This window comes from Stenotrophomonas sp. GbtcB23 (assembly GCF_019091045.1).
In the GTDB taxonomy this organism is placed as follows: Bacteria; Pseudomonadota; Gammaproteobacteria; order Xanthomonadales; family Xanthomonadaceae; genus Stenotrophomonas; species Stenotrophomonas rhizophila_A.
This window is the reverse complement of sequence record NZ_JAGXKC010000026.1, coordinates 1-18,946: the sequence shown is the minus strand read 5'-3', so window position 1 is coordinate 18,946 and position 18,946 is coordinate 1. Positions and strand designations below refer to the sequence as shown.

Below are 18,946 nucleotides of genomic sequence, written 5' to 3'. Positions count from 1 at the left end.
ACGCTACAGCACGTAGACGAACAGGAACAGCATCAGCCACACCACGTCGACGAAGTGCCAATACCACGCGGCGGCTTCGAAACCGAAATGGTTGTCGCGGGTGAAGTGGCCCTTGGCCGAGCGCAGCCACATCACGATCAGCATGATCGTGCCCAGCAGCACGTGCGCGCCGTGGAAGCCGGTGAGCATGAAGAACGTGGAGCCGTAGATGCCCGAGCCCAGGGTGAGGTTGAGCTCCTTGTAGGCGTGGATGTACTCCTCGGCCTGCAGGGTGAGGAAGAACGCGCCCAGCAGCACGGTGATGCCCAGCCACACCAGCAGCTGGCGGCGGTGGCCGGCCTTGAGCGCATGGTGGGCGATGGTGAGGGTGACGCCGGAAGTGAGCAGGATCAGCGTGTTGATCAGCGGCAGGCCCCAGGCCGGGATGGTCTGGAAGTGGCCGCCGATGGCACCCGGGCCGTTGGTCGGCCAGGCGGCCGAGTAGCCATCCCAGAGCAGTTCATTGGTCATTACCCCGTCGCCCTCGCCGCCCAGCCACGGCAGGCCCAGGTTGCGGGTGTAGAACAACGCGCCGAAGAAGGCACCGAAGAACATCACTTCGGAGAAGATGAACCACACCATGCCCATCCGGAACGAGCCGTCGACCTGGTGGTTGTAGTTGCCGGCCTGCGATTCGCGCACGACGTCGCTGAACCACCAGAACAGGGTCAGCACCAGCATGGCGATGCCGGCGTAGAAGGTCCACTTGCCCCAGCCGGCATCATTGAGCCAGCTGGCCACGCCCACCATGGTGACCATCATCGCGATGGAACCGATGAAGGGCCACTTGCTGTGGGTGGGCACGAAGTACACGTTGGCGTCTGGGCTGTGCTGGGTGGCCATGATCGGTATCCGGGTACGTATCAGGGTGCCGAGCGCGCGGTGGCCGGCGGGGTCGCCGTGGCCAGCTGCGCCGACAGCGCGTCGTTCTTGTAGAACGTGTAGGACAGGGTGATGGTCTTGATGTTGGCGGGCAGGTCCGGGTCGACGATGAAACGCACCGGCATGTCGCGTTTCTCGCCGGCCACCAGGGTCTGCGCGGTGAAGCAGAAGCATTCGGTCTTGCTGAAGTAGCCCGAGGCCTTGGCCGGGGCCACCGACGGCACCGCGCTGCCCACCAGCGCGTGGTCGCTGTCATTGCGCGCGTAGTACAGCGCTTCGTTGAGCTCGCCGGGCACCACGTCCATGGTCAGCTGTTCGGGGTGGAAGGCCCACGGCAGCTTGGAGTTCACCCCGCCATCGAACTGCACCCGCACGGTGCGCTTGGCTGCGCCGGGCGCGCCCACCGCCGCCGCACCGGGCCCACGCTCCAGCCGCACCCCGAACACCTTTTCGCACGCGATGCGATACAGCGGCACCAGCGAGAAGGTGAGCACGAACACCGCCACCGCCACCGCGATCAGGCGCGGCAGCCCGGCATGCGGTGCGGGGCGGGTCTCGCTCATCGGCCCAGCACCCCGCTCAGGATGAAGCCGACATAGACCAGGATCGCGACCGCACCGACCCACAGCGCGGTGCGCCGTGCGCGTTGGCGGCGGGCAGCCAGATCCTGTTGGTGGACATCATGCATGGCGGACCTCAATGGGTGATGTCGTCATGGGCCAGATCGCCCGGGCGGATGGTCGGCGGTACGGTGAAGGTATGCGCCGGTGCCGGTGACGGAACCGTCCACTCCAGCCCGCGTGCACCTTCCCAGGCGCGGTCAGCGGCCTTTTCGCCGTTGCGCAGCGAGGCGATCAGGATTGCGGCCATCATGAACGGGGTCACGAACATGCCGAACGCGCCGATGGAGCTGATCAGGTTCCAGTCGGCGAACGCCACGCTGTAATCGGGAATGCGGCGCGGCATGCCGGCCAGGCCCAGGAAGTGCTGCGGGAAGAACAGCAGGTTCACGAAAATGATGGACCACCAGAAGTGCACCTTGGCCCAGAACTCGCTGTACATGCGCCCGGTCCACTTCGGCCACCAGTAGTACACGGCGCCGATCAGCGCGAACACCGCGCCGGTGACCAGCACGTAGTGGAAGTGCGCCACGACGAAGTAGGTGTCGTGGTACTGGAAGTCGGCCACCACGATGGCCAGCATCAGGCCGGAGAAGCCGCCGATGGTGAACAGGATCACGAAGGCGACCGCCCACAGCATGGGCGCTTCGAAGGTGAGCGAACCGCGCCACATGGTGCTCACCCAGTTGAACACCTTCACCCCGGTCGGGATGGAGATCAGCATCGTGGCGAACATGAAGTAGATTTCGCCGCCCAGCGGCATGCCCACGGTGAACATGTGGTGGGCCCAGACGATGAAGGACAGGAAGGCGATCGCGGCGATCGCGTAGACCATGGCCTGGTAACCGAACAGCGGCTTGCGGCTGAAGGTGGGGATGATTTCACTGACCACGCCGAACGCCGGCAGGATCATGATGTACACCTCCGGGTGGCCGAAGAACCAGAAGATGTGCTGGAACATCACCGGATCGCCGCCGCCGGCCGCGTTGAAGAAGCTGGTACCGAAGAACTTGTCGGTGAGCAGCATGGTCACCGCACCGGCCAGCACCGGCATCACGGCGATCAGCAGGAAGGCGGTGATCAGCCAGGACCAGCAGAAGATCGGCATCTTCAGCAGGTCGATGCCCGGGGCGCGCATGTTGAGCACGGTGGCGATGATGTTGATCGCGCCCATGATCGAACTGATGCCGGCCACGTGGATGGCGAACACGGTGAACGCCACGTTGTAGCCGCCCTGCAGTGACAGCGGCGGGTACAGGGTCCAGCCGCCGGCCGGCGCACCGCCGGGCAGCAGGAAGGTGAGCAGCAGCAGGCTGAAGGCCACCGGCAGCAGCCAGAACGACCAGTTGTTCATGCGCGGCAGCGCCATGTCCGGCGCGCCCACCTGCAACGGGATCATCCAGTTGGCCAGGCCGACGAAGGCAGGCATGACGCCACCGAAGATCATCACCAGCGCATGCACGGTGGTGAGCTGGTTGAAGGTTTCCGGCTTCACGAACTGCAGGCCAGGCTGCATCAGCTCGGCGCGGATGATCACGCTCATCGCCGCGCCGATGATGAACATGATGAAGCTGAAAAGCAGGTAGAGCGTGCCGATGTCCTTGTGGTTGGTCGAGAAGAACCAACGCTCGAAGAACGACTGCTGATGCCCGTGATGCCCGTCGTGATCAACTGCGGAATGCGCCATCGCCACACCACCTCGTTGGTTCGGTATCAGCGCGCGCCGTGCGGCGCGCGCGGTTCGTATCAGGCGTTTTCAGGCGCCGGTGCAGCTGCGGGTGCAGCCTCGGGTGCGGGCGCCGCCGGGTCTGCGGGCGCAGGGGCGGCTTCCGGTGCGGCCGGTGCCGGTGCCGGGTCGGGCGCCTTGGGCCGCTTTCCGGCCAGCCACTTCTGGAAATCTTCCTTGGACACCGCTTCCACCACGATGGGCATGAAGCCATGGTCCTTGCCGCACAGTTCGGCACACTGGCCGCGGTACACGCCGACCTTCTCGATATTGGTCCAGGCTTCGTTGACGAAACCGGGAATGGCATCCTGCTTCCAGCCCAGCGCCGGCACCCACCACGCGTGGATCACGTCGTCGGAGGTGATGACGAAACGCACCTTGGTATCGACCGGCAACACCAGGCGGTTGTCCACGTCGAGGAGGTAATGCGGGTGGCTTTCGCGGTCGGGTACCTTGCCGCTCTGCCGGACCCGGTCGGATTCGCGGTCCAGGCGGCTGGTGAAGGTGACGTCTTCACCCAGGTATTCGTACTTCCACATCCACTGGTAGCCGGTGACCTTGACGGTCATTTCGGCATCGCGGGTGTCGTAGAACTTGATCAGGTTGGCCGTGGCCGGCCACGCCATCACCACCAGGATGATCACTGGAATGACCGTCCAGACGATCTCGGCCCTGGTGTTGTGGCTGAAGGTGGCGGCGACCGCCCCCTTGGATTTGCGGAACTTGAAGATGGCATAGAACATCGCGCCGAATACCAGCACGCCGATGACCGTACACACCCACAGGGAGAACATGTTGGATTCCCAGGCCAGCCGCGAGCTCTGGGTGACCCCCTTGCCCATGTTCAGCTGCCACGGAACCGGGTCGGCCGATTGGGCCCACGCCAGAGCCGGCGCCATCAGCGCTGCCCCACACCCCACTGCCTTTGCGAACTGCGTGCCCCACTTTCTGCGTTGCTTCATTGCCTAGACCCTTAGCGTCGTCGGTTGCAGCCATCGCTGGCCACTAGCAAGCCTTCTGGTTCTCTTCCCGCCGACGATCAGCCCCCACCCCATGGGGGTATGCACTGAACACCGGCGATCGACCGGGTGCGGATTCATCTCCGCACACACCGTTCATTCGAGCGCCCGTGGGGGACGCGTGTTCCTGCCGCAGGAAACGTCTCGATGGTAGCCCTGATCTCGCGCGACCGGCAAGGGTCCATTCACAGTTTTGACAATGGTGCAATACAGCATAAGCATCGGCAGCTGTTTTGACGAAATCGGCACAGTTTCAACGACACCTCGGGATCCGCCGAATCCCCCTGTATGAAAGGCTATGACCGTAATCGGCGGCGCATCTCCGATTGCTTTCACGGATGAAAAAGCGATTAAAATGGTCAAGTTTTCCACGAGCCAACCGGCATGACCGCATCTTCCGCGCTTCCCCCTGCCCCGGCCCCGTCCGGCGCCTCCCGCCCGCCGCTGCTGTCCCCCGAGCTGCCGGCCGTTCCCAATGCGTTCCGCCAGGCGATCACCGATGCCTGGATGAAGGACGAGGCCAGCCACGTGCGCGAGCTGCTGGCGCAGGCGCGCCTGCCCGCGGACGAGCAGGCGAAGGTGCAGGCCACCGCCGCCGACCTGGTCAAGCGCGTACGCGTGCGTGCCAAGGACCAGGGCGCGATCGAAGCCTTCATGCGCCAGTACGACCTGGGCAGCGAGGAAGGCGTGCTGCTGATGTGCGTGGCCGAAGCGCTGCTGCGCATTCCGGACCAGGAGACCGCCGACAAGCTGATCCGCGACAAGCTCGGCGAAGCGGACTGGAAGAAGCACCTGGGCGGCAGCGATTCGGTGCTGGTCAACGCCTCCACCTGGGGCCTGATGCTCACCGGCCACATCGTGCAGATCAACGACTCCACCCGCGCCGACGTGCCGGGCGCGTTCGCGCGCCTGATGGGCCGCGTGGGTGAGCCGGTGATCCGCCTGGCCGTGCGCCAGGCGATGAAGATCATGGGCCACCAGTTCGTCATGGGCCGCACCATCGACGAAGCGCTGTCGCGCTCGCACAAGGGCGACAACGCCAGCTACCGCTATTCGTTCGACATGCTTGGCGAAGGCGCGCTGACCATGAAGGACGCCAAGCGTTACCTGGAAGACTACCGCCGCGCGATCCACTCCATCGGTGGCGACCACAAGGCCCGTGGCGGCCGCCCGGATGGCGACGTCAATTCGGCCCCGGGCATTTCCATCAAGCTGTCGGCGCTGTACCCGCGCTACGAGCACGCCAAGCGCGCGCGCGTGATGGCCGACCTGGTCCCGGGCGTGCTGGAACTGGCACAACTGGCCAAGTCGTACGGCATCGGCTGCACGGTGGATGCCGAGGAAACCGACCGCCTGGAACTGTCGCTGGACATCATCGAAGCGGTGGTGAGCGATGCCTCGCTGGCCGGGTGGGAAGGCTTCGGCGTGGTGGTGCAGGCGTACCAGAAGCGCACCCCGTACACGATCGATTACCTGGCCGACCTGGCCCGCCGCATCGGCCGTCGCCTGCAGGTGCGCCTGGTCAAGGGCGCGTACTGGGACGCGGAGATCAAGCGCGCCCAGATCGACGGCCTGCCGGCCTACCCGGTGTTCACCCGCAAGCAGAACACCGACGTGTCCTACCTGGCCTGTGCCAAGCGTCTGTTCACCCATGCCGATGCGATCTACCCGATGTTCGCCACGCACAACGCGCACACCATCGCGGCGGTGCAGGCGATCGCGCAGGGTGGCCAGTACGAACACCAGAAGCTGCACGGCATGGGCGATGACCTGTACGCCGAAGTGGTGCCGGCCCACCGCCTGAACGTGCCGTGCCGCGTGTACGCCCCGGTGGGTTCGCACGAAGACCTGCTGCCGTACCTGGTGCGCCGCCTGCTCGAGAACGGCGCCAACTCCAGCTTCGTCAACCGCATCACCGACGACGCGGTGGCCATCGACGACCTGATCCGCGATCCGGTCGAAGCCGTTGCCTCGTTCGATTCCATTCCGCACCCGAAAATCCCGCTGCCGGTTGACCTGCTGCGCAGCCAGAACCACGACAGGAAGAACTCCATGGGCGTCAATCTCGCCAACGACAACGATCTGCGCGCCCTGGCCGAGCAGCTCAACGCCGCCGTCAAGCCGTGGCAGGCCGCTCCGCTGGTGCCGGGTGCACAGCCCACCGGCGCGCTGTTGAACGTGGTCAACCCGGCCGACACGCGCCAGGTGGTGGGCCAGTGGCAGCCGGCCGACAGCGCCACCGTGGAAAAGGCCCTGGCCAACGCCGTGGCCGCCCAGCCGCAGTGGAACCGCACCCCGGCCGCCAGCCGCGCGGCGATCCTCGAGCACGCTGCCGACCAGCTGGAAGCCCGCCTGCCGGAATTCATGGCGCTGTGCGTCAAGGAAGCCGGCAAGAGCCTGCCCGACGGCATCGCCGAAGTGCGCGAAGCGGTGGACTTCCTGCGTTACTACGCCAAGCAGGCGCGCGAGCAGTTCGGCCATGCCGAGAAGCTGCCCAGCCCGACCGGTGAATCCAACGAGCTGCAGCTGCATGGCCGCGGCGTGTTCGTGTGCATCAGCCCGTGGAACTTCCCGCTGGCGATCTTCCTGGGCCAGGTCAGCGCCGCGCTGGCCGCCGGCAACAGCGTGATCGCCAAGCCGGCCGAACAGACCAACCTGATCGGCTACTACGCGGTGAAGCTGCTGCTGGACGCCGGCGTGCCCGAAGGCGTGGTGCAGTTCCTGCCGGGCGACGGCGCCACCGTGGGTGCCGCGCTCACCGCCGACCCGCGCGTGGCCGGCGTGGCCTTCACCGGTTCGACCGATACCGCGCGCGCGATCAACCGTGCGATGGCTGCGCGCGATGCCGCCATTGGCGTGCTGATCGCCGAAACCGGCGGCCAGAACGCCTTCATCGCCGATTCCTCGGCGCTGCCGGAACAGCTGGTCAAGGATGCGATCGGTTCGGCGTTCACCTCGGCCGGCCAGCGCTGCTCGGCCGCACGCGTGCTGTTCGTGCAGGACGACATCGCCGACAAGGTGATGACCATGCTGGCCGGTGCGATGGCCGAGCTGAAGATCGGCGACCCGGGCCTGCTGTCGACCGACGTCGGCCCGGTGATCGATGCCGATGCGCTGCAGATCCTGCAGGAACATGCGGTGCGCATGGAGAAGGAAGCGCGCCTGATCGCCGCTGCCGAGCTCAGCGAAGCGGCCGCGCACGGCACCTTCTTCGCGCCGCGTGCGTATGAGCTGAAGAACCTGGACCAGCTGCACAAGGAAATCTTCGGGCCGGTGCTGCACGTGATCCGCTGGAAGGGCGACCAGCTCGATGCGGTGATCGACCAGATCAACGCCACCGGCTACGGCCTCACCCTGGGCGTGCATTCGCGCATCGACGAAACCGTGGACCGCATTTCCTCGCGGGTGAACGTGGGCAACGTGTACGTCAACCGCAACCAGATCGGTGCGGTGGTGGGCGTGCAGCCGTTCGGCGGCCAGGGCCTGTCGGGCACCGGTCCGAAGGCCGGCGGCCCGCACTACCTGCTGCGTTTTGCCACCGAGAAGACCGTCACCGTGAACACCACCGCGGCCGGTGGCAATGCGTCGCTGCTGACGTTGGGCGATTGATCGATGTTGTGATGGTTTGAACGAAAACCCCGCGAAAGCGGGGTTTTTCGTGGGTGATGCCGACGCCGTCACTCGGCGTGGATGGCCTCGATTTCATCGCGCATGAGCAGTTCTTCGCCCATGTAGCGCTCGAATTTGATGCGGCCGAACCCAGGTGCGTACCAGGCTTCCATGCGGTTGTCTTCGAAGGTCGCGCTGACGTGGCAGGTGTCCTTGAAGGTGCGCGGCTGGTCGTCGACCGTGGCCTCCACGTCTTCGAAGCCGACGAAGGTGTAGTCGTTGAAGCCGTCGTAATCCACCGGCTCCACCGTTTGCTCCACGTGGTGGGTGCGTTCGCCGCTGCCGTTGACCACGAAGCGCTCGCCCGGCCTGGCGGCCTGCGGGAAGGTCGGCGCGGGCTTGAAGGTATCGGTCATCACCGGCCGGGAGGCGTCGCCTCCCCAGGCGGAGATGCCGTAGCGGTCCTGGCCCAGCAGCTGGCGGCCGCTGGCATCGTAGTAGGCGGCCGTACCGACGCCACCACCGGCGCTCTGCACGCGGATGGCCTGCTGGCCGGCGAACTCCGCCTTCTCGATGGTCAGGGTTTCATCGCCGGTGGAGTAGCGCAGGCCCGGGGTGAGGGTGAAACAGGTGGCGAAATCGGCGGCGGCGAAGGCCGGCGCGGCCAGCGCGGAGAGGGCGAAGGCCAGGGTGGAACGAAGCAGAACGGGCGACATGTGGTTTCCTTGTCATGGATCGTGAAGCGGTTCCTGCGCCGCAGGCGGCATCCGGCCGGCTGCGCGCGGACCGGGATTGTACGGGGCTGTGGCATGATCCGGCCATGCGCCCAAATGTCCTGCCGTTGCTGTTGGCGATGTTCCTGTCCACCGTTCCCGCGGCCATGGCGGCGGCCAACGAGCGCGTGCTGGTGTTCACCAGTACCGCCAAGTTCCGCCACGACTCGATTCCCACTGCCGTGAGCACGCTGCGCCTGCTGGCCGAGCGCGAGCGGATGGCAGTGGACCAGAGCGAGAACGCGGCCGATTTCAACGACGCCAACCTGGCCCGCTATCGGGTGGTGGTGTTCGCCAACACCACCGGCGATGTGCTCGATGCCACCCAACAGCAGGCGATGGAGACCTTCATCCGCGCGGGTGGCGGGTTCATGGGCGTGCATTCGGCCGCCGACACCGAGTACGACTGGCCCTGGTATGGGCAGCTGGTGGGCGCGTACTTCAAGAACCACCCCGAAGGCCGGCAGTTCAGCCGCGTGCAGCCGGAGCGCGAGGGCAAGCCGCAGGGCACCTCGTGGCCGGTACGCGACGAGCTGTACAACTTCCGCAGCAACCCGCGTGGGGTCGTGCAGGTCACTGCCACTGTGGACGAGCGCATGTACCAGGGCGGCACGATGGGTGCCGACCACCCCATTGCGTGGTGCCACCGGTTTGATGGCGGGCGCAGCTGGTACACCGGCCTGGGGCATGACGCAGCGCTGTACCGCAACCGCGATTTCCTGGCACAGCTGCGCCAGGGCCTGTTGTACGCCGCAGGACGTTCGCCCGCGTGCGGGTAGAGCCGACTGTCAGTCGGCTGCCGTTCGCATGAAGCCGTGGACCGCGCGTAGAGCAGCCGACTAACAGTCGGCTCTACCGGTGCGGTTTCGCATCCGCGTCCGCATCCCGTTTCGCATCCGGTTGCCGACCCACAACGCAGAAGGCCCCGCTTGCGCGGGGCCTTCCGTCTGTTACGCGGCGCGAACGCCGTGGATCAGAACTTGTAGTTGAACGATGCAGCCAGCACGTCGCCGCGGACCTTGTACTTGCCGGTCAGCGAGTTGCCCTGGTTGTTGGTGGTGGCGCCAATGTTCACGTTCGGGTCGCTGGTGAACAGGTGGGTATAACCGAAGTTGTATTCCATGTTCGCCGCCGGGGTCCAGCCCAGGCCGAAAGACAGCCACTTGCGGCTGGTGTCCGGCACACGCACGTCGCGGTGGGCGTCGGTGGTCGGGGTCTGGTCGTACGCGACGCCGCCACGCAGGGTCAGGGTGTCGCTCAGCTTGTAGTCCGCACCCAGCGAGACGAAGGTGGTGTCGCGATAGGAGAAGTCCAGGACCGAATCCGGCTGGGCCGAACCGTAGTCGATGGTGACCGAGTCGAACGCGGTCGACCAGGCGGTACGGGTCACGTCACCCATCACGGTCCAGCGGTCGTTGACATTGTGGGTGATGCTCATGGTTGCCGACGCCGGCAGGGTCACGGTGGCCTTGCCCGACGTGGTCACGAAGCGGCCCGGCTGGGCCACGGCCAGCACGGCAGCAGCGTTGGCCGGCACGTCGAAGGTGGCATCACCGCCGGTGATCTTGTGCTCGACCTTGGAGCGATAGCTGAAGCCGATGTGGGTGTTCTCATCCGGGCTGAAGAGACCGCCGACGGTCCAGCCCACCGCATTGTTGTCACCTTCCATGGTCAGCTTGCCATCGGCGCTGCCCGGGGCGAAGCCCGGCACGCGGGACTGGGCCAGCGCGGTGCCGAAGTCGATGTTGTTGCTCAGTTCGATGGTCAGGTGCTCAACGAACACCGACGCGCCGAAGGACACGTACGGGTTGACGTCGTACGAGGCGGCAAAGCCGAGGTCGATCGCCTTCAGGTCGGTCTTCAGGCCGCTGTAGCGACCCACCCAGCCGTTGTCGTAGTCGGTCTTGAAGCCGAACGGAGCGGTCAGCGACACGCCGAAGTGGGCCTGTTCGCCGATCGGCATGTGGAAGTACGCGGCCGGAACCGGGGCGATCATGCCGGCGTCGCCGCCGTCACCGCCGGTCTGCGGCTGGCCGGTCGGCTTGCGGCCGGTGCCTTCGAATTCGGCCTTGAAGCTGATGGCGCTCAGGTCGCCCTGGATCTGGGTGCCTTCCAGCTGGCGCATGCCGGCCGGGTTGACCGCGATGATCGAGGCGTCGCCCTGGGCGCTGCCCGAACCGGCAAAGGCGCGGCCGAGGCCCTTGGCGCTGTTTTCCTTCAGCTGGAAGGCGGCGGCGTTGACGTGGCCAACGGCCAGGACACCGGCGATGCCGACAGCGAGGGCGGTGACGCGAGCGAGGGTGGAAGCGGTATGCATCGTTTGTTCTCTCCGGAAATGCGTGTGGTTTGGCAACGCGCGCCTGCGCTGTCCCAGGCCCCGAAGGACTTGACACAACGCGCCGGATTCCCCTCCCGACATACGACGCCGTATGCGAGTATACCCAGACCAGTTAATGAAACAATAACGCGATCACCCTTTCCGGCTATTCAGGCTGAACGCGTCTTCGCTCCTTCAGGCGCGTTGCCGCGCTAGGCTAGCGCCCACGCATGTTTGTCTCGCTCCCCTCCCGCAAGAAGTCCGCTGTCCGCTGGGCGACGCCCCTGCTGTTCGCGACGCTGTGGGCCGCGTTCCTGTGGTCGATCTCGCGCCCGGGCGATGCCCGGCGCAGCCTGTGGATGGACTGGGGCGCGCTGTCCACCGGGCTGACCCGGCCGTTGGACTGGTGGGCGACCTTCGAGGACGGCAGCGTGCTGCGGCTGTTCACCGCGCTGTTCCTGCACGCGGACTGGTCGCACCTGCTGGGCAACCTGGTGTTCCTGCTGATCTTCGGGCTGCCCGCCGAACGGGTGCTGGGGCCGTGGCGGCTGATCCTGCTGTTCCTGGTGGGCGGGGCGATCTCCAACCTCACCGCGATCTACACGATGGGCAGCCCGGACCAGATCATCATCGGCGCCAGTGGCGCGGTGTCGGCGCTGATCGGGGCGTACCTGGCCCTGTTCCCGGGCGCGCGGCTGGGGGTGGTGATCCCGCTGGGGCTGTTCCTGGAATTCGTGCGGGCGCCGGCCTACCTGCTGATCGGGGTGTGGGCGGGGCTGCAGGTTGTGTTCGCGTACATCGGCCCGACCTTCGGCATGGTGGCCTGGTGGGCACACATTGCCGGGTTCGTGTTCGGGCTGGTGTATGGGGTGTACGTGCGCGCGGCGATCGCGCGGCGGTTGCGGAAGCGGCACGGGTTTTAAGCGTGCGCCGCAGGCTGGTAGGGTCGCATCCCAATCGACCGCCGTGGTACCCGCCGCGTTCGATGTCGGCATGAACATCGGCGGATCCGGCTGTTACGCCGTTCAACGCAATGCGTTACCGGGCGTTGCACCGTTATCGGCAGTCGTTTGGGAACCGACTCTACCAGCGGGTGCACCCGTCACGGCGTGGGTGCAGGTTCCGGCTTCGGCTTGGCTTCCACCTTGGGCGCCGGCTTCTTCGCCGCGTCGGCCTTCTGCTTTGCGGCTACCGAACCGGGCTGCTTCAGCTCGGCCAGCGCGTCGTTGATCGGGCCGTCACCGGGCAGTACGTCGCCGGCCTGGTAGCCTTCGCCGCCTTCTTCGTCACCGCGCAGGTGGCCCGGCAACGTGGCTTCGCTGTAATCGGACAGGCTGGCCGGCAGGTCGTCGTCTTCGCCCGGCTTCTTCTCCGGCACCAGCACCACGTCGGGCACGATGCCGGTGGCCTGGATCGATTTGCCGCTCGGGGTGTAATAGCGCGCGGTGGTCAGCTTGACCGAATCGCCGTTGTCCAGCGGCAGCACGGTCTGCACCGAGCCCTTGCCGAAGGTGCGGCTGCCGATCACGCGGGCACGGCCGTTGTCGCGCAGTGCGCCGGCCAGCACTTCCGAGGCGCTGGCCGAACCGGCATCGGCCAACACCACCACCGGCGCACCCTTGAGCAGGTCGCCGGGCGTGGCATCGAAGCGCGCGTCGCTGATCGCGATGCGGCCCCGGGTGCTGACGATGTTGCCCTTGTCCAGCAGGTCGTCGGCGACCTGCACTGCTGCGGTGAGCAGGCCACCGGGGTTGCTGCGCAGGTCCAGCACCAGGCCTTTGAGCTTGCCGCCGGCCTGCTGCTGCAGCTGGCCCACGTGCTTCTGGAAATCGGCACCGGTATCGGCCTGGAAGGTGCTCAGGCGCACGTAGCCATAGCCGGGTTCCAGCATGCGGCTGCGCACGCTGGTGACGCGGATGGTTTCGCGGGTGATCGGCACGTCGAACGGCTTGGCTTTGCCCTCGCGCACGATGGTGAGGATCACCTTGCTGCCGGCCTTGCCACGCAGCGGCTCGGTGGCTTCGATCGCGCTGATCGGCTTGCCGTCGATGGCGATGATCAGGTCGCCGGCCAGGATGCCGGCCTTGGCCGCCGGGGTGTCGTCGATCGGCGAGATGACCTTGAGGCTGCTGTTGTCGGGCTGCTGCTGCAGCTCCACGCCGATGCCTTCATAGGCACCTTCGGCCTGTTCGTCGAAGGCTTCGGCATCTTCCTTGTCGAAGTAGGTGCTGTGCGGGTCCAGGTCCAGCAGCAGGCCCCGGATGGCCGACTGCATCAGCTTCTTGTCGTCCACCGGCTCGACATACGCAGCACGTACCGCGTTGTAGACGGCGACGTAGCGGCGGATTTCATCCAGCGGCACGCGCGAGGTCACCGCCTCTTCGGTGGAGGCTGCATCGCCGCCGCGTTCCGGAACCTGGGCGGTCTGCTGCGCCCATGACAGCGCCGGCACCAGGGCCAGCAGCAGGGTGGCGGAACGGGCTACGCGCATGAAGCACTCCAGGTTGAGCGGGGGACGGGACCACACGCACCGATGATGCGTGGCCCGATTATGCGCGAAGGCACGGTAAATTCCCGTTGAACGGGGCTACCGGCGCTGCAGCCACGACGACGGATCCACCGGCTGCCCATTACGCCGCAATTCAAAATACAGCGCGGTAACGCCCTGCCCGCCCGAGTTGCCGACCTTGGCCACGGCATCGCCCTTCTTCACCGTGCCGCCGGCATCGCGCAGCAGCGTGTCGTTGTGCGCGTAGAGGCTCATGTAGCCATTGCCGTGGTCGACGATCAGGATCATGCCGTAGCCGGTCATCCAGTCGGAGAACACCACGGTGCCATCGGCGACGGCGGTAACGGTGCTGCCGGCAGGCGCGCTGATCAGCACACCACTGCTGGTGCGCCCGTCCGGCAGCTTGCCGCCGTAACGCGCCAGCAGGTTGCCCGACAGCGGCCAGCCCAGCCCGCCCACCTTGGGCGGCGGCGCCGAGGCGACGGCCGGCGGGGTCTTGCCCGGGCGCGGCGGCGGCTTGGTGCCACTGGCGGCGGCAGCGCGCTCGGCCTTCTCGGCGGCGGCTTTTTCCGCGGCGGCGCGGCGCGCGGCGGCACGGCGTTCGGCTTCGGCGCGCGCGGCGGCGGCGCGCAGGTTGGCCAGCAGGGTTTCCAGCGCCTTGGCATCCTGGCCCAGCGCTTTTTCGCGTTCGCTGCGGTCCTTGTAGCGTTCGTCCAGGCTGGCCACCGTCTCGGCGCGCGTGCGGCGGTCCGCAGCGAGGCTGGCGGCCTGTTGTTTCTGCTGCTGGCGGGTGCCTTCCAGCGCCTGGCGGCGTTCGGCGATCTGCGCCTCCAGCGATTCCAGTTCGGTCAGGTCGGCGGTCAGCGCGCCGATGCGCCGCGCGCGTTCGCGCTGCAGGTAACGGTGGTAGGCCAGCGTGCGGTTGGCATCGGCCACCCGGTCCTGCGACAGCAGCAGCTTCAACGGCGCGTTGTTGCCGATCCGGTAGGCGGCGCGCAGCAGCGAGGCCAGCTCCTGGCGCTGCTGCTGCAGGCCCGCCTGCAGTTCGCTGCGGCGCTGCTGGGCCTCCTGCAGGGCGCGGGTTTCGCGCTGCAGCGCGGTTTCGGTCTCGGCCAGGACGCGGCCGGTGCGGGCGACCTTTTCGTCGGCCTCGCGCAGCTGGCGCGAGGCCTGCCCGCGCTGGCCTTCCAGCGTGCGTCGTTCCTGGGCGACACCCTTCAGCTCGGTGCGCAGCTTCTGCAGCTTGCGCTCGGCGTCCTTCGGGTTCTGCGCGGCCAGCGGCGCAGCGCCGATCATCGCCAGAATCAGTGCCAGCGCCGACAGCGCCACCGGCCAGCGCGAGCTACGGCCGTGCCCAGCGGTCGGATTGTTATTCCCGCGTGAGGAAAAGACGTTGGGGCGCAAGGGCTTTCCAGTGACTTCAGGCAGATGCGGATTGCAGCGCTGCATGGTGACATTCCTGAAGGCGGCCTGCCAGCCGCATACCCGGACGAGGCACCCCATGAAACGTTTCCCGCTACCGCTGCTGATTGCCCTGGTGCTGCCCTGCGCGCCCGCCTTCGCCAGCGATGGCATCAGCAAGGTCAATGGCAGCATCACCGCCAGCGCCGGCCAGACCTACGGCGACCTGGACACCGTCAATGGTGGAATCACCGTCGAGGGCGGCGCCGAGGCCGGCGACATCCAGACCGTCAACGGCGGCATCCAGGTGGATGATCGCGCCCGCACCCGTGGCATCTCGACAGTCAACGGCGGCATCAAGATCGGGCAGCGCGTCGTGGTCGATGGCGATGTCGAAACCGTCAACGGCAGCATCTTTGTCGACCGCGGCACCCGCATCGACGGTGGCGTGGAAACCGTCAACGGCGGCATCGGTCTGGTGGAGACGCGGCTGTCCCAAGGCATCGAGACGGTCAACGGCGACATCACCGTCGGCATCGGTTCGGTGGTCGAGGGCGGGATCCACGTCAACAAGCCCAGCTTCAGCCTGTCGCTGCGCGCCGGGCGCAAGCCGCGCGTGATCATCGGCCCGAATGCGGCGGTCAACGGCCCGCTGCACTTCGAGCGCGAGGTCACCCTGTATGTGCACCGCAGCGCACACATTGGTCCGGTCGAGGGCGCCCAACCCGTGCCGTTCGACACCGACGCCGCGCCGAACGATTGATACTCTTTTACCCGGTGCCCGCGCACCGGCCCTTTGTCTCCAGGAATCGATGATGTCCCGCAAACTTCTGTTGTGCCTGGCCGCCACCGCCGCGCTGACCGCGTGCAAGGGCGAGACCACTGCACCGGCGGCCGCGCCGGCTGCTGATACCGCCCCGGCCGCCGCCGGCCACGCCTTCTCGGCCGAAATCAACGCCGGCGACTTCGGCGAGCTGGTCAAGACCCTGTCGTCGGATGAGTTCGAAGGCCGCGCGCCGGGCAGCACCGGCGAAGACCGCACGGTGGAGTACATCCGCGACCAGATGCAGCGCATCGGCCTGCAGCCGGGCAACGGCGACAGCTGGTTCCAGGAGGTGGCGATGACCGAAACCACCGCCGATGAGAGCACCGTGCTGAAGCTGGACCAGGCCGGCAAGCAGCGCGACCTGAAGTTCGGCACCGACATGGTGATCGGCACCCGCAGCGGCCAGAAGGAAGTGAAGATCGACGGCAGCGACCTGGTCTTCGTCGGCTACGGCGTGGATGCGCCGGAGCAGAAGTGGAACGACTACGCCGGCCAGGACTGGAAGGGCAAGACGGTGGTCATGTTCGTCAACGACCCTGGTTTCCACGTCAACGACGAGAAGCTGTTCGACGGCAAGCGCATGACCTATTACGGCCGGTGGACCTACAAGTTCGAAGAGGCCGCCCGCAAGGGCGCTGCCGCGGCGCTGATCGTGCATGACACCGCCGGTGCTTCGTACGGTTGGGAGGTGGTCAAGAACTCGTGGGCCGGCCCGCAGTACGACCTGCCGGCCAAGGACGATCCGGAACCCCGCCTGCCGGCGCAGGGCTGGCTGAGTGCCGAAGCGGCGCGCCAGCTGTTCGCCGATGCCGGGCTGGACCTGGACCAGGCCTACAAGGATGCCAACAAGCGCGGCTTCAAGCCGGTGCCGCTGAAGGCGAAGATCTCGCTGGACCTGAAGAGCACCATCGCTGAAAAGAAGTCGCGCAACGTGGTCGGCGTGCTGCCGGGCACCAAGCATGCCGACGAGGCAGTGCTGTACATGGCGCACTGGGACCACCTGGGCAAGCATGAAGGCGAGCAGGGCGACAACATCTACAACGGCGCCATCGACAACGCCACGGGCGTGGCCGGCATCCTGGAGATCGCCGATGCGATGGCGCATGAGCAGCCCGCGCCCGAGCGCTCGGTGGTATTCCTGGCGGTGACGCTGGAAGAATCGGGTCTGTTGGGGTCGAAATACTACGTGAACCACCCGACCTTCCCGCTGGACAAGATTGCCGGCGTGATCAACATCGACGCAATGTCGGTGGCCGGCAAGGCCAAGGACCTGACCGTGACCGGCTTCGGCAGCTCGCAGCTGGAGGACATCCTCAAGCCGCTGGCGGCGGAGAAGGGTCGCACGCTGCACGGCGAAACCTCGGTGCAGAGCGGCTTCTACTTCCGTTCGGACCACTTCAACTTCGCCAAGGCCGGCGTGCCGGCGCTGTATGCCGACGGCGGCGAAGACCTGCTTGAGGGCGGCGTTGACGCAGGCCGCAAGGCGGCTGAGGCGTATGGCCGCGACCGGTACCACGGCCCCAAGGACGAGTACGACGCCAGCACCTGGAAGCTGGACGGCACCGTGGAAGACCTGGAGTTGCTGCACGGCGTGGGCAAGGCCATCGCCGTGGGCGGCCAGTGGCCGAACTGGTACGAGGGCAACCCGTTCAAGGCAGCCCGCGACGAGATGATGAAGGGCAAGACCGAGGCGGCTGCGGCGGCTCCGGCTGCGAAGTAAGCCTGGCCTACATCGCTGGTTGAAAGGAAGCGGCGCCTTTGGCGCCGCTTCTTTTTTGGGGGTCACTCGGTAGCGGAGGGCCACCGCGTCCAGCAATACGGGTACTCGCCTGCCTTTGTAGCGAGCCCCGAACGAATCGGGTTCTCGATCAGGTAGTTGGCCTGTGTGAGTAAAGATTCGTCTGAGCGGATGCAGTGATCGTAGAAGCCCCGTTGCCACAACGAGCCCTCGCTGCCGCGATGCAGATTGACTGCACGAGAGGAGCGGGATTTGAAGGCTTGGACACAGCGACTGATGTTGCCGTTGCCCAGTTGCATCAGCCAATGGACGTGATCCGGCATCACCACCCATGCGAGGGTGCGTGAGCGATGTTCGCGATCTGAGCAGCGAAGTGCCTCGACCACGCATTCGACGGTGGCGTCATCGACAAAGATCGATTCGCGGCCGGCCACTACGGTGGTGAGCATGTAGTAGGCGCCCTGGAGGGAGCGGCGGCCGATGAGGAGGCGTGGACTGGGCATGACCACAGAGTGGCGTTCGCCCATGGCTGGTTGTATCCGGCAACTATCAATCAGCCTGTCAGACGAAGCCGGTAGGGTCGCATCCCAATCGACCGCCGTGGTGGTGATTACCCCGTTGGGGCATGACCACGGACGCAGGGAACGCGTTTCGATCGGGGTCCATGCGTCACCGTGCCGGTCACCGTTATCGGCAGTCGTTTGGGAACCGACCCTACCACCTCCCGTCCCGTCGCGATGTGTGCCGACCGTTGGTCGGCACACATCGATCATCCCAACACGGTAGGTGCCGACCGTTGGTCGGCACGCGCGCACCTATCGCGGAAAAGAAAAAACCCCGCTGCGTGAGCAGCGGGGTTTTTGGGTGTAAACCCTGGCGATGACCTACTCTCGCATGGCTTGAGCCACACTACCATCGGCGCAGCTGCGTTTCACTTCCGAGTTCGGGATGGGATCGGGTGGTTCCACAGCGCTAATTTCACCAGGGAGACGGTTGGAGCAGCGCGGTGCGCCAGCTCGGCATTCGTGTCTCCCGTTTCACACGACCAACGGTCGTGTGCTACCGGGTGCAGGCTCCCGAAAACGTGGGACTTGCAAAAAAAGGAAAACCCCACTGCATCTGCAGCGGGGTTTTCGGGGTGTAAACCCTGGCGATGACCTACTCTCGCATGGCTTGAGCCACACTACCATCGGCGCAGCTGCGTTTCACTTCCGAGTTCGGGATGGGATCGGGTGGTTCCACAGCGCTAATTTCACCAGGGAGACGGTTGGAGCAGCGCGGTGCGCCAGCTCGGCATTCGTGTCTCCCGTTTCACACGACCAACGGTCGTGTGCTACCGGGTGCAGGCTCCCGAAAACGTGGGACTTGCAAAAAAAAGAAAACCCCACTGCATCTGCAGCGGGGTTTTCGGGGTGTAAACCCTGGCGATGACCTACTCTCGCATGGCTTGAGCCACACTACCATCGGCGCAGCTGCGTTTCACTTCC

General features: G+C 66.2%; 15 protein-coding genes and 2 rRNA genes. 5 read left to right on the top strand and 12 right to left on the bottom strand.

Annotated features, from left to right (window positions below):
- Positions 1-3 precede the first annotated feature (3 nt).
- The 5 genes from KVS69_RS12045 to coxB are packed head-to-tail and all read right to left on the bottom strand — an operon-like array spanning position 4 to position 4,229.
- Positions 4-882 (bottom strand): cytochrome c oxidase subunit 3, encoded by an 879-nt coding sequence (locus KVS69_RS12045; RefSeq protein WP_068848751.1) that lies wholly within the window; start codon positions 880-882, stop codon positions 4-6.
- A gap of 20 nt (positions 883-902) precedes the next feature.
- Positions 903-1,484, bottom strand: coding sequence for a cytochrome c oxidase assembly protein (locus KVS69_RS12040; protein ID WP_068848749.1), 582 nt, complete (start codon positions 1,482-1,484; stop codon positions 903-905).
- A complete protein-coding gene (locus tag KVS69_RS21275; protein ID WP_256947664.1) occupies positions 1,481-1,609 on the bottom strand; it encodes a hypothetical protein in 129 nt (42 codons plus the stop codon). Before KVS69_RS21275 ends, KVS69_RS12040 begins: the two co-directional genes overlap by 4 nt.
- Before the next feature lie 8 nt (positions 1,610-1,617).
- On the bottom strand, positions 1,618-3,228 hold the full coding sequence (gene ctaD, locus KVS69_RS12035) for a cytochrome c oxidase subunit I (protein ID WP_068848748.1): 1,611 nt from the start codon (positions 3,226-3,228) through the stop codon (positions 1,618-1,620).
- Between the two features lie 59 nt (positions 3,229-3,287).
- Positions 3,288-4,229, bottom strand: a complete 942-nt coding sequence (gene coxB, locus KVS69_RS12030; RefSeq protein ID WP_217538214.1) for a cytochrome c oxidase subunit II — start codon at positions 4,227-4,229, stop codon at positions 3,288-3,290.
- Between the two features lie 441 nt (positions 4,230-4,670).
- On the opposite strand from coxB, the gene putA reads away from it, so the two are divergent.
- A complete protein-coding gene (putA, locus tag KVS69_RS12025) occupies positions 4,671-7,895 on the top strand; it encodes a bifunctional proline dehydrogenase/L-glutamate gamma-semialdehyde dehydrogenase PutA (protein WP_217538213.1) in 3,225 nt (1,074 codons plus the stop codon).
- Positions 7,896-7,963: 68 nt separating this feature from the next.
- Here putA and KVS69_RS12020 read toward each other — a convergent pair whose 3' ends face one another.
- Entirely contained in the window at positions 7,964-8,611 is a 648-nt protein-coding gene (locus tag KVS69_RS12020; RefSeq protein WP_217538212.1) for a hypothetical protein, read from the bottom strand.
- Between the two features lie 104 nt (positions 8,612-8,715).
- Here KVS69_RS12020 and KVS69_RS12015 point away from each other — a divergent pair, with 104 nt between their 5' ends.
- Positions 8,716-9,447: a ThuA domain-containing protein gene (locus KVS69_RS12015; RefSeq protein WP_217538211.1), complete on the top strand. Its 732-nt coding sequence runs from the start codon at positions 8,716-8,718 to the stop codon at positions 9,445-9,447.
- Between the two features lie 194 nt (positions 9,448-9,641).
- Here the strand turns inward: KVS69_RS12015 and KVS69_RS12010 are convergent, their stop codons facing one another.
- Positions 9,642-10,985: an outer membrane protein transport protein gene (locus KVS69_RS12010; protein WP_093532966.1), complete on the bottom strand. Its 1,344-nt coding sequence runs from the start codon at positions 10,983-10,985 to the stop codon at positions 9,642-9,644.
- A gap of 230 nt (positions 10,986-11,215) precedes the next feature.
- On the opposite strand from KVS69_RS12010, the gene KVS69_RS12005 reads away from it, so the two are divergent.
- Positions 11,216-11,908 carry a rhomboid family intramembrane serine protease gene (locus KVS69_RS12005; RefSeq protein ID WP_068848738.1) on the top strand — a complete coding sequence of 231 codons (693 nt, stop codon included), beginning with the start codon at positions 11,216-11,218 and terminating at the stop codon, positions 11,906-11,908.
- A gap of 179 nt (positions 11,909-12,087) precedes the next feature.
- Here KVS69_RS12005 and KVS69_RS12000 read toward each other — a convergent pair whose 3' ends face one another.
- Both KVS69_RS12000 and KVS69_RS11995 read right to left on the bottom strand, forming a co-directional pair.
- Positions 12,088-13,476: a S41 family peptidase gene (locus KVS69_RS12000; protein WP_217538210.1), complete on the bottom strand. Its 1,389-nt coding sequence runs from the start codon at positions 13,474-13,476 to the stop codon at positions 12,088-12,090.
- Positions 13,477-13,572: 96 nt separating this feature from the next.
- The gene (locus KVS69_RS11995) at positions 13,573-14,790 is read right to left on the bottom strand and encodes a peptidoglycan DD-metalloendopeptidase family protein (protein WP_254622160.1); all 1,218 of its coding nucleotides are present in this window, start codon (positions 14,788-14,790) and stop codon (positions 13,573-13,575) included.
- A gap of 205 nt (positions 14,791-14,995) precedes the next feature.
- Here KVS69_RS11995 and KVS69_RS11990 point away from each other — a divergent pair, with 205 nt between their 5' ends.
- Positions 14,996-15,658, top strand: a complete 663-nt coding sequence (locus KVS69_RS11990) for a hypothetical protein (RefSeq protein ID WP_217538208.1) — start codon at positions 14,996-14,998, stop codon at positions 15,656-15,658.
- A gap of 52 nt (positions 15,659-15,710) precedes the next feature.
- Entirely contained in the window at positions 15,711-17,441 is a 1,731-nt protein-coding gene (locus KVS69_RS11985) for a M28 family metallopeptidase (RefSeq protein WP_217538207.1), read from the top strand.
- A 62-nt stretch (positions 17,442-17,503) separates the two neighbouring features.
- Here KVS69_RS11985 and KVS69_RS11980 read toward each other — a convergent pair whose 3' ends face one another.
- From KVS69_RS11980 to rrf (KVS69_RS11970), 3 genes are all read right to left on the bottom strand, one after another.
- Positions 17,504-17,986: a transposase gene (locus tag KVS69_RS11980; RefSeq protein WP_254622157.1), complete on the bottom strand. Its 483-nt coding sequence runs from the start codon at positions 17,984-17,986 to the stop codon at positions 17,504-17,506.
- A gap of 344 nt (positions 17,987-18,330) precedes the next feature.
- Positions 18,331-18,445, bottom strand: a 5S ribosomal RNA gene (gene rrf / locus KVS69_RS11975).
- 159 nt (positions 18,446-18,604) lie between these two features.
- Positions 18,605-18,719 (bottom strand): 5S ribosomal RNA (gene rrf / locus KVS69_RS11970).
- Between the last annotated feature and the right edge of the window lie 227 nt (positions 18,720-18,946).

Coding starts and splice junctions, on each gene's coding strand:
- KVS69_RS11995 (WP_254622160.1), bottom strand. CDS start 14,790: ATGATCGGCGCTGCGCCGCTGGCCGCGCAGAACCCGAAGGACGCCGAG.
- KVS69_RS12005 (WP_068848738.1), top strand. CDS start 11,216: ATGTTTGTCTCGCTCCCCTCCCGCAAGAAGTCCGCTGTCCGCTGGGCG.
- KVS69_RS12000 (WP_217538210.1), bottom strand. CDS start 13,476: ATGCGCGTAGCCCGTTCCGCCACCCTGCTGCTGGCCCTGGTGCCGGCG.
- ctaD (WP_068848748.1), bottom strand. CDS start 3,228: ATGGCGCATTCCGCAGTTGATCACGACGGGCATCACGGGCATCAGCAG.
- coxB (WP_217538214.1), bottom strand. CDS start 4,229: ATGAAGCAACGCAGAAAGTGGGGCACGCAGTTCGCAAAGGCAGTGGGG.
- KVS69_RS21275 (WP_256947664.1), bottom strand. CDS start 1,609: ATGCATGATGTCCACCAACAGGATCTGGCTGCCCGCCGCCAACGCGCA.
- putA (WP_217538213.1), top strand. CDS start 4,671: ATGACCGCATCTTCCGCGCTTCCCCCTGCCCCGGCCCCGTCCGGCGCC.
- KVS69_RS12020 (WP_217538212.1), bottom strand. CDS start 8,611: ATGTCGCCCGTTCTGCTTCGTTCCACCCTGGCCTTCGCCCTCTCCGCG.
- KVS69_RS11980 (WP_254622157.1), bottom strand. CDS start 17,986: ATGGGCGAACGCCACTCTGTGGTCATGCCCAGTCCACGCCTCCTCATC.
- KVS69_RS12015 (WP_217538211.1), top strand. CDS start 8,716: ATGCGCCCAAATGTCCTGCCGTTGCTGTTGGCGATGTTCCTGTCCACC.
- KVS69_RS11990 (WP_217538208.1), top strand. CDS start 14,996: ATGAAACGTTTCCCGCTACCGCTGCTGATTGCCCTGGTGCTGCCCTGC.
- KVS69_RS11985 (WP_217538207.1), top strand. CDS start 15,711: ATGTCCCGCAAACTTCTGTTGTGCCTGGCCGCCACCGCCGCGCTGACC.
- KVS69_RS12010 (WP_093532966.1), bottom strand. CDS start 10,985: ATGCATACCGCTTCCACCCTCGCTCGCGTCACCGCCCTCGCTGTCGGC.
- KVS69_RS12045 (WP_068848751.1), bottom strand. CDS start 882: ATGGCCACCCAGCACAGCCCAGACGCCAACGTGTACTTCGTGCCCACC.
- KVS69_RS12040 (WP_068848749.1), bottom strand. CDS start 1,484: ATGAGCGAGACCCGCCCCGCACCGCATGCCGGGCTGCCGCGCCTGATC.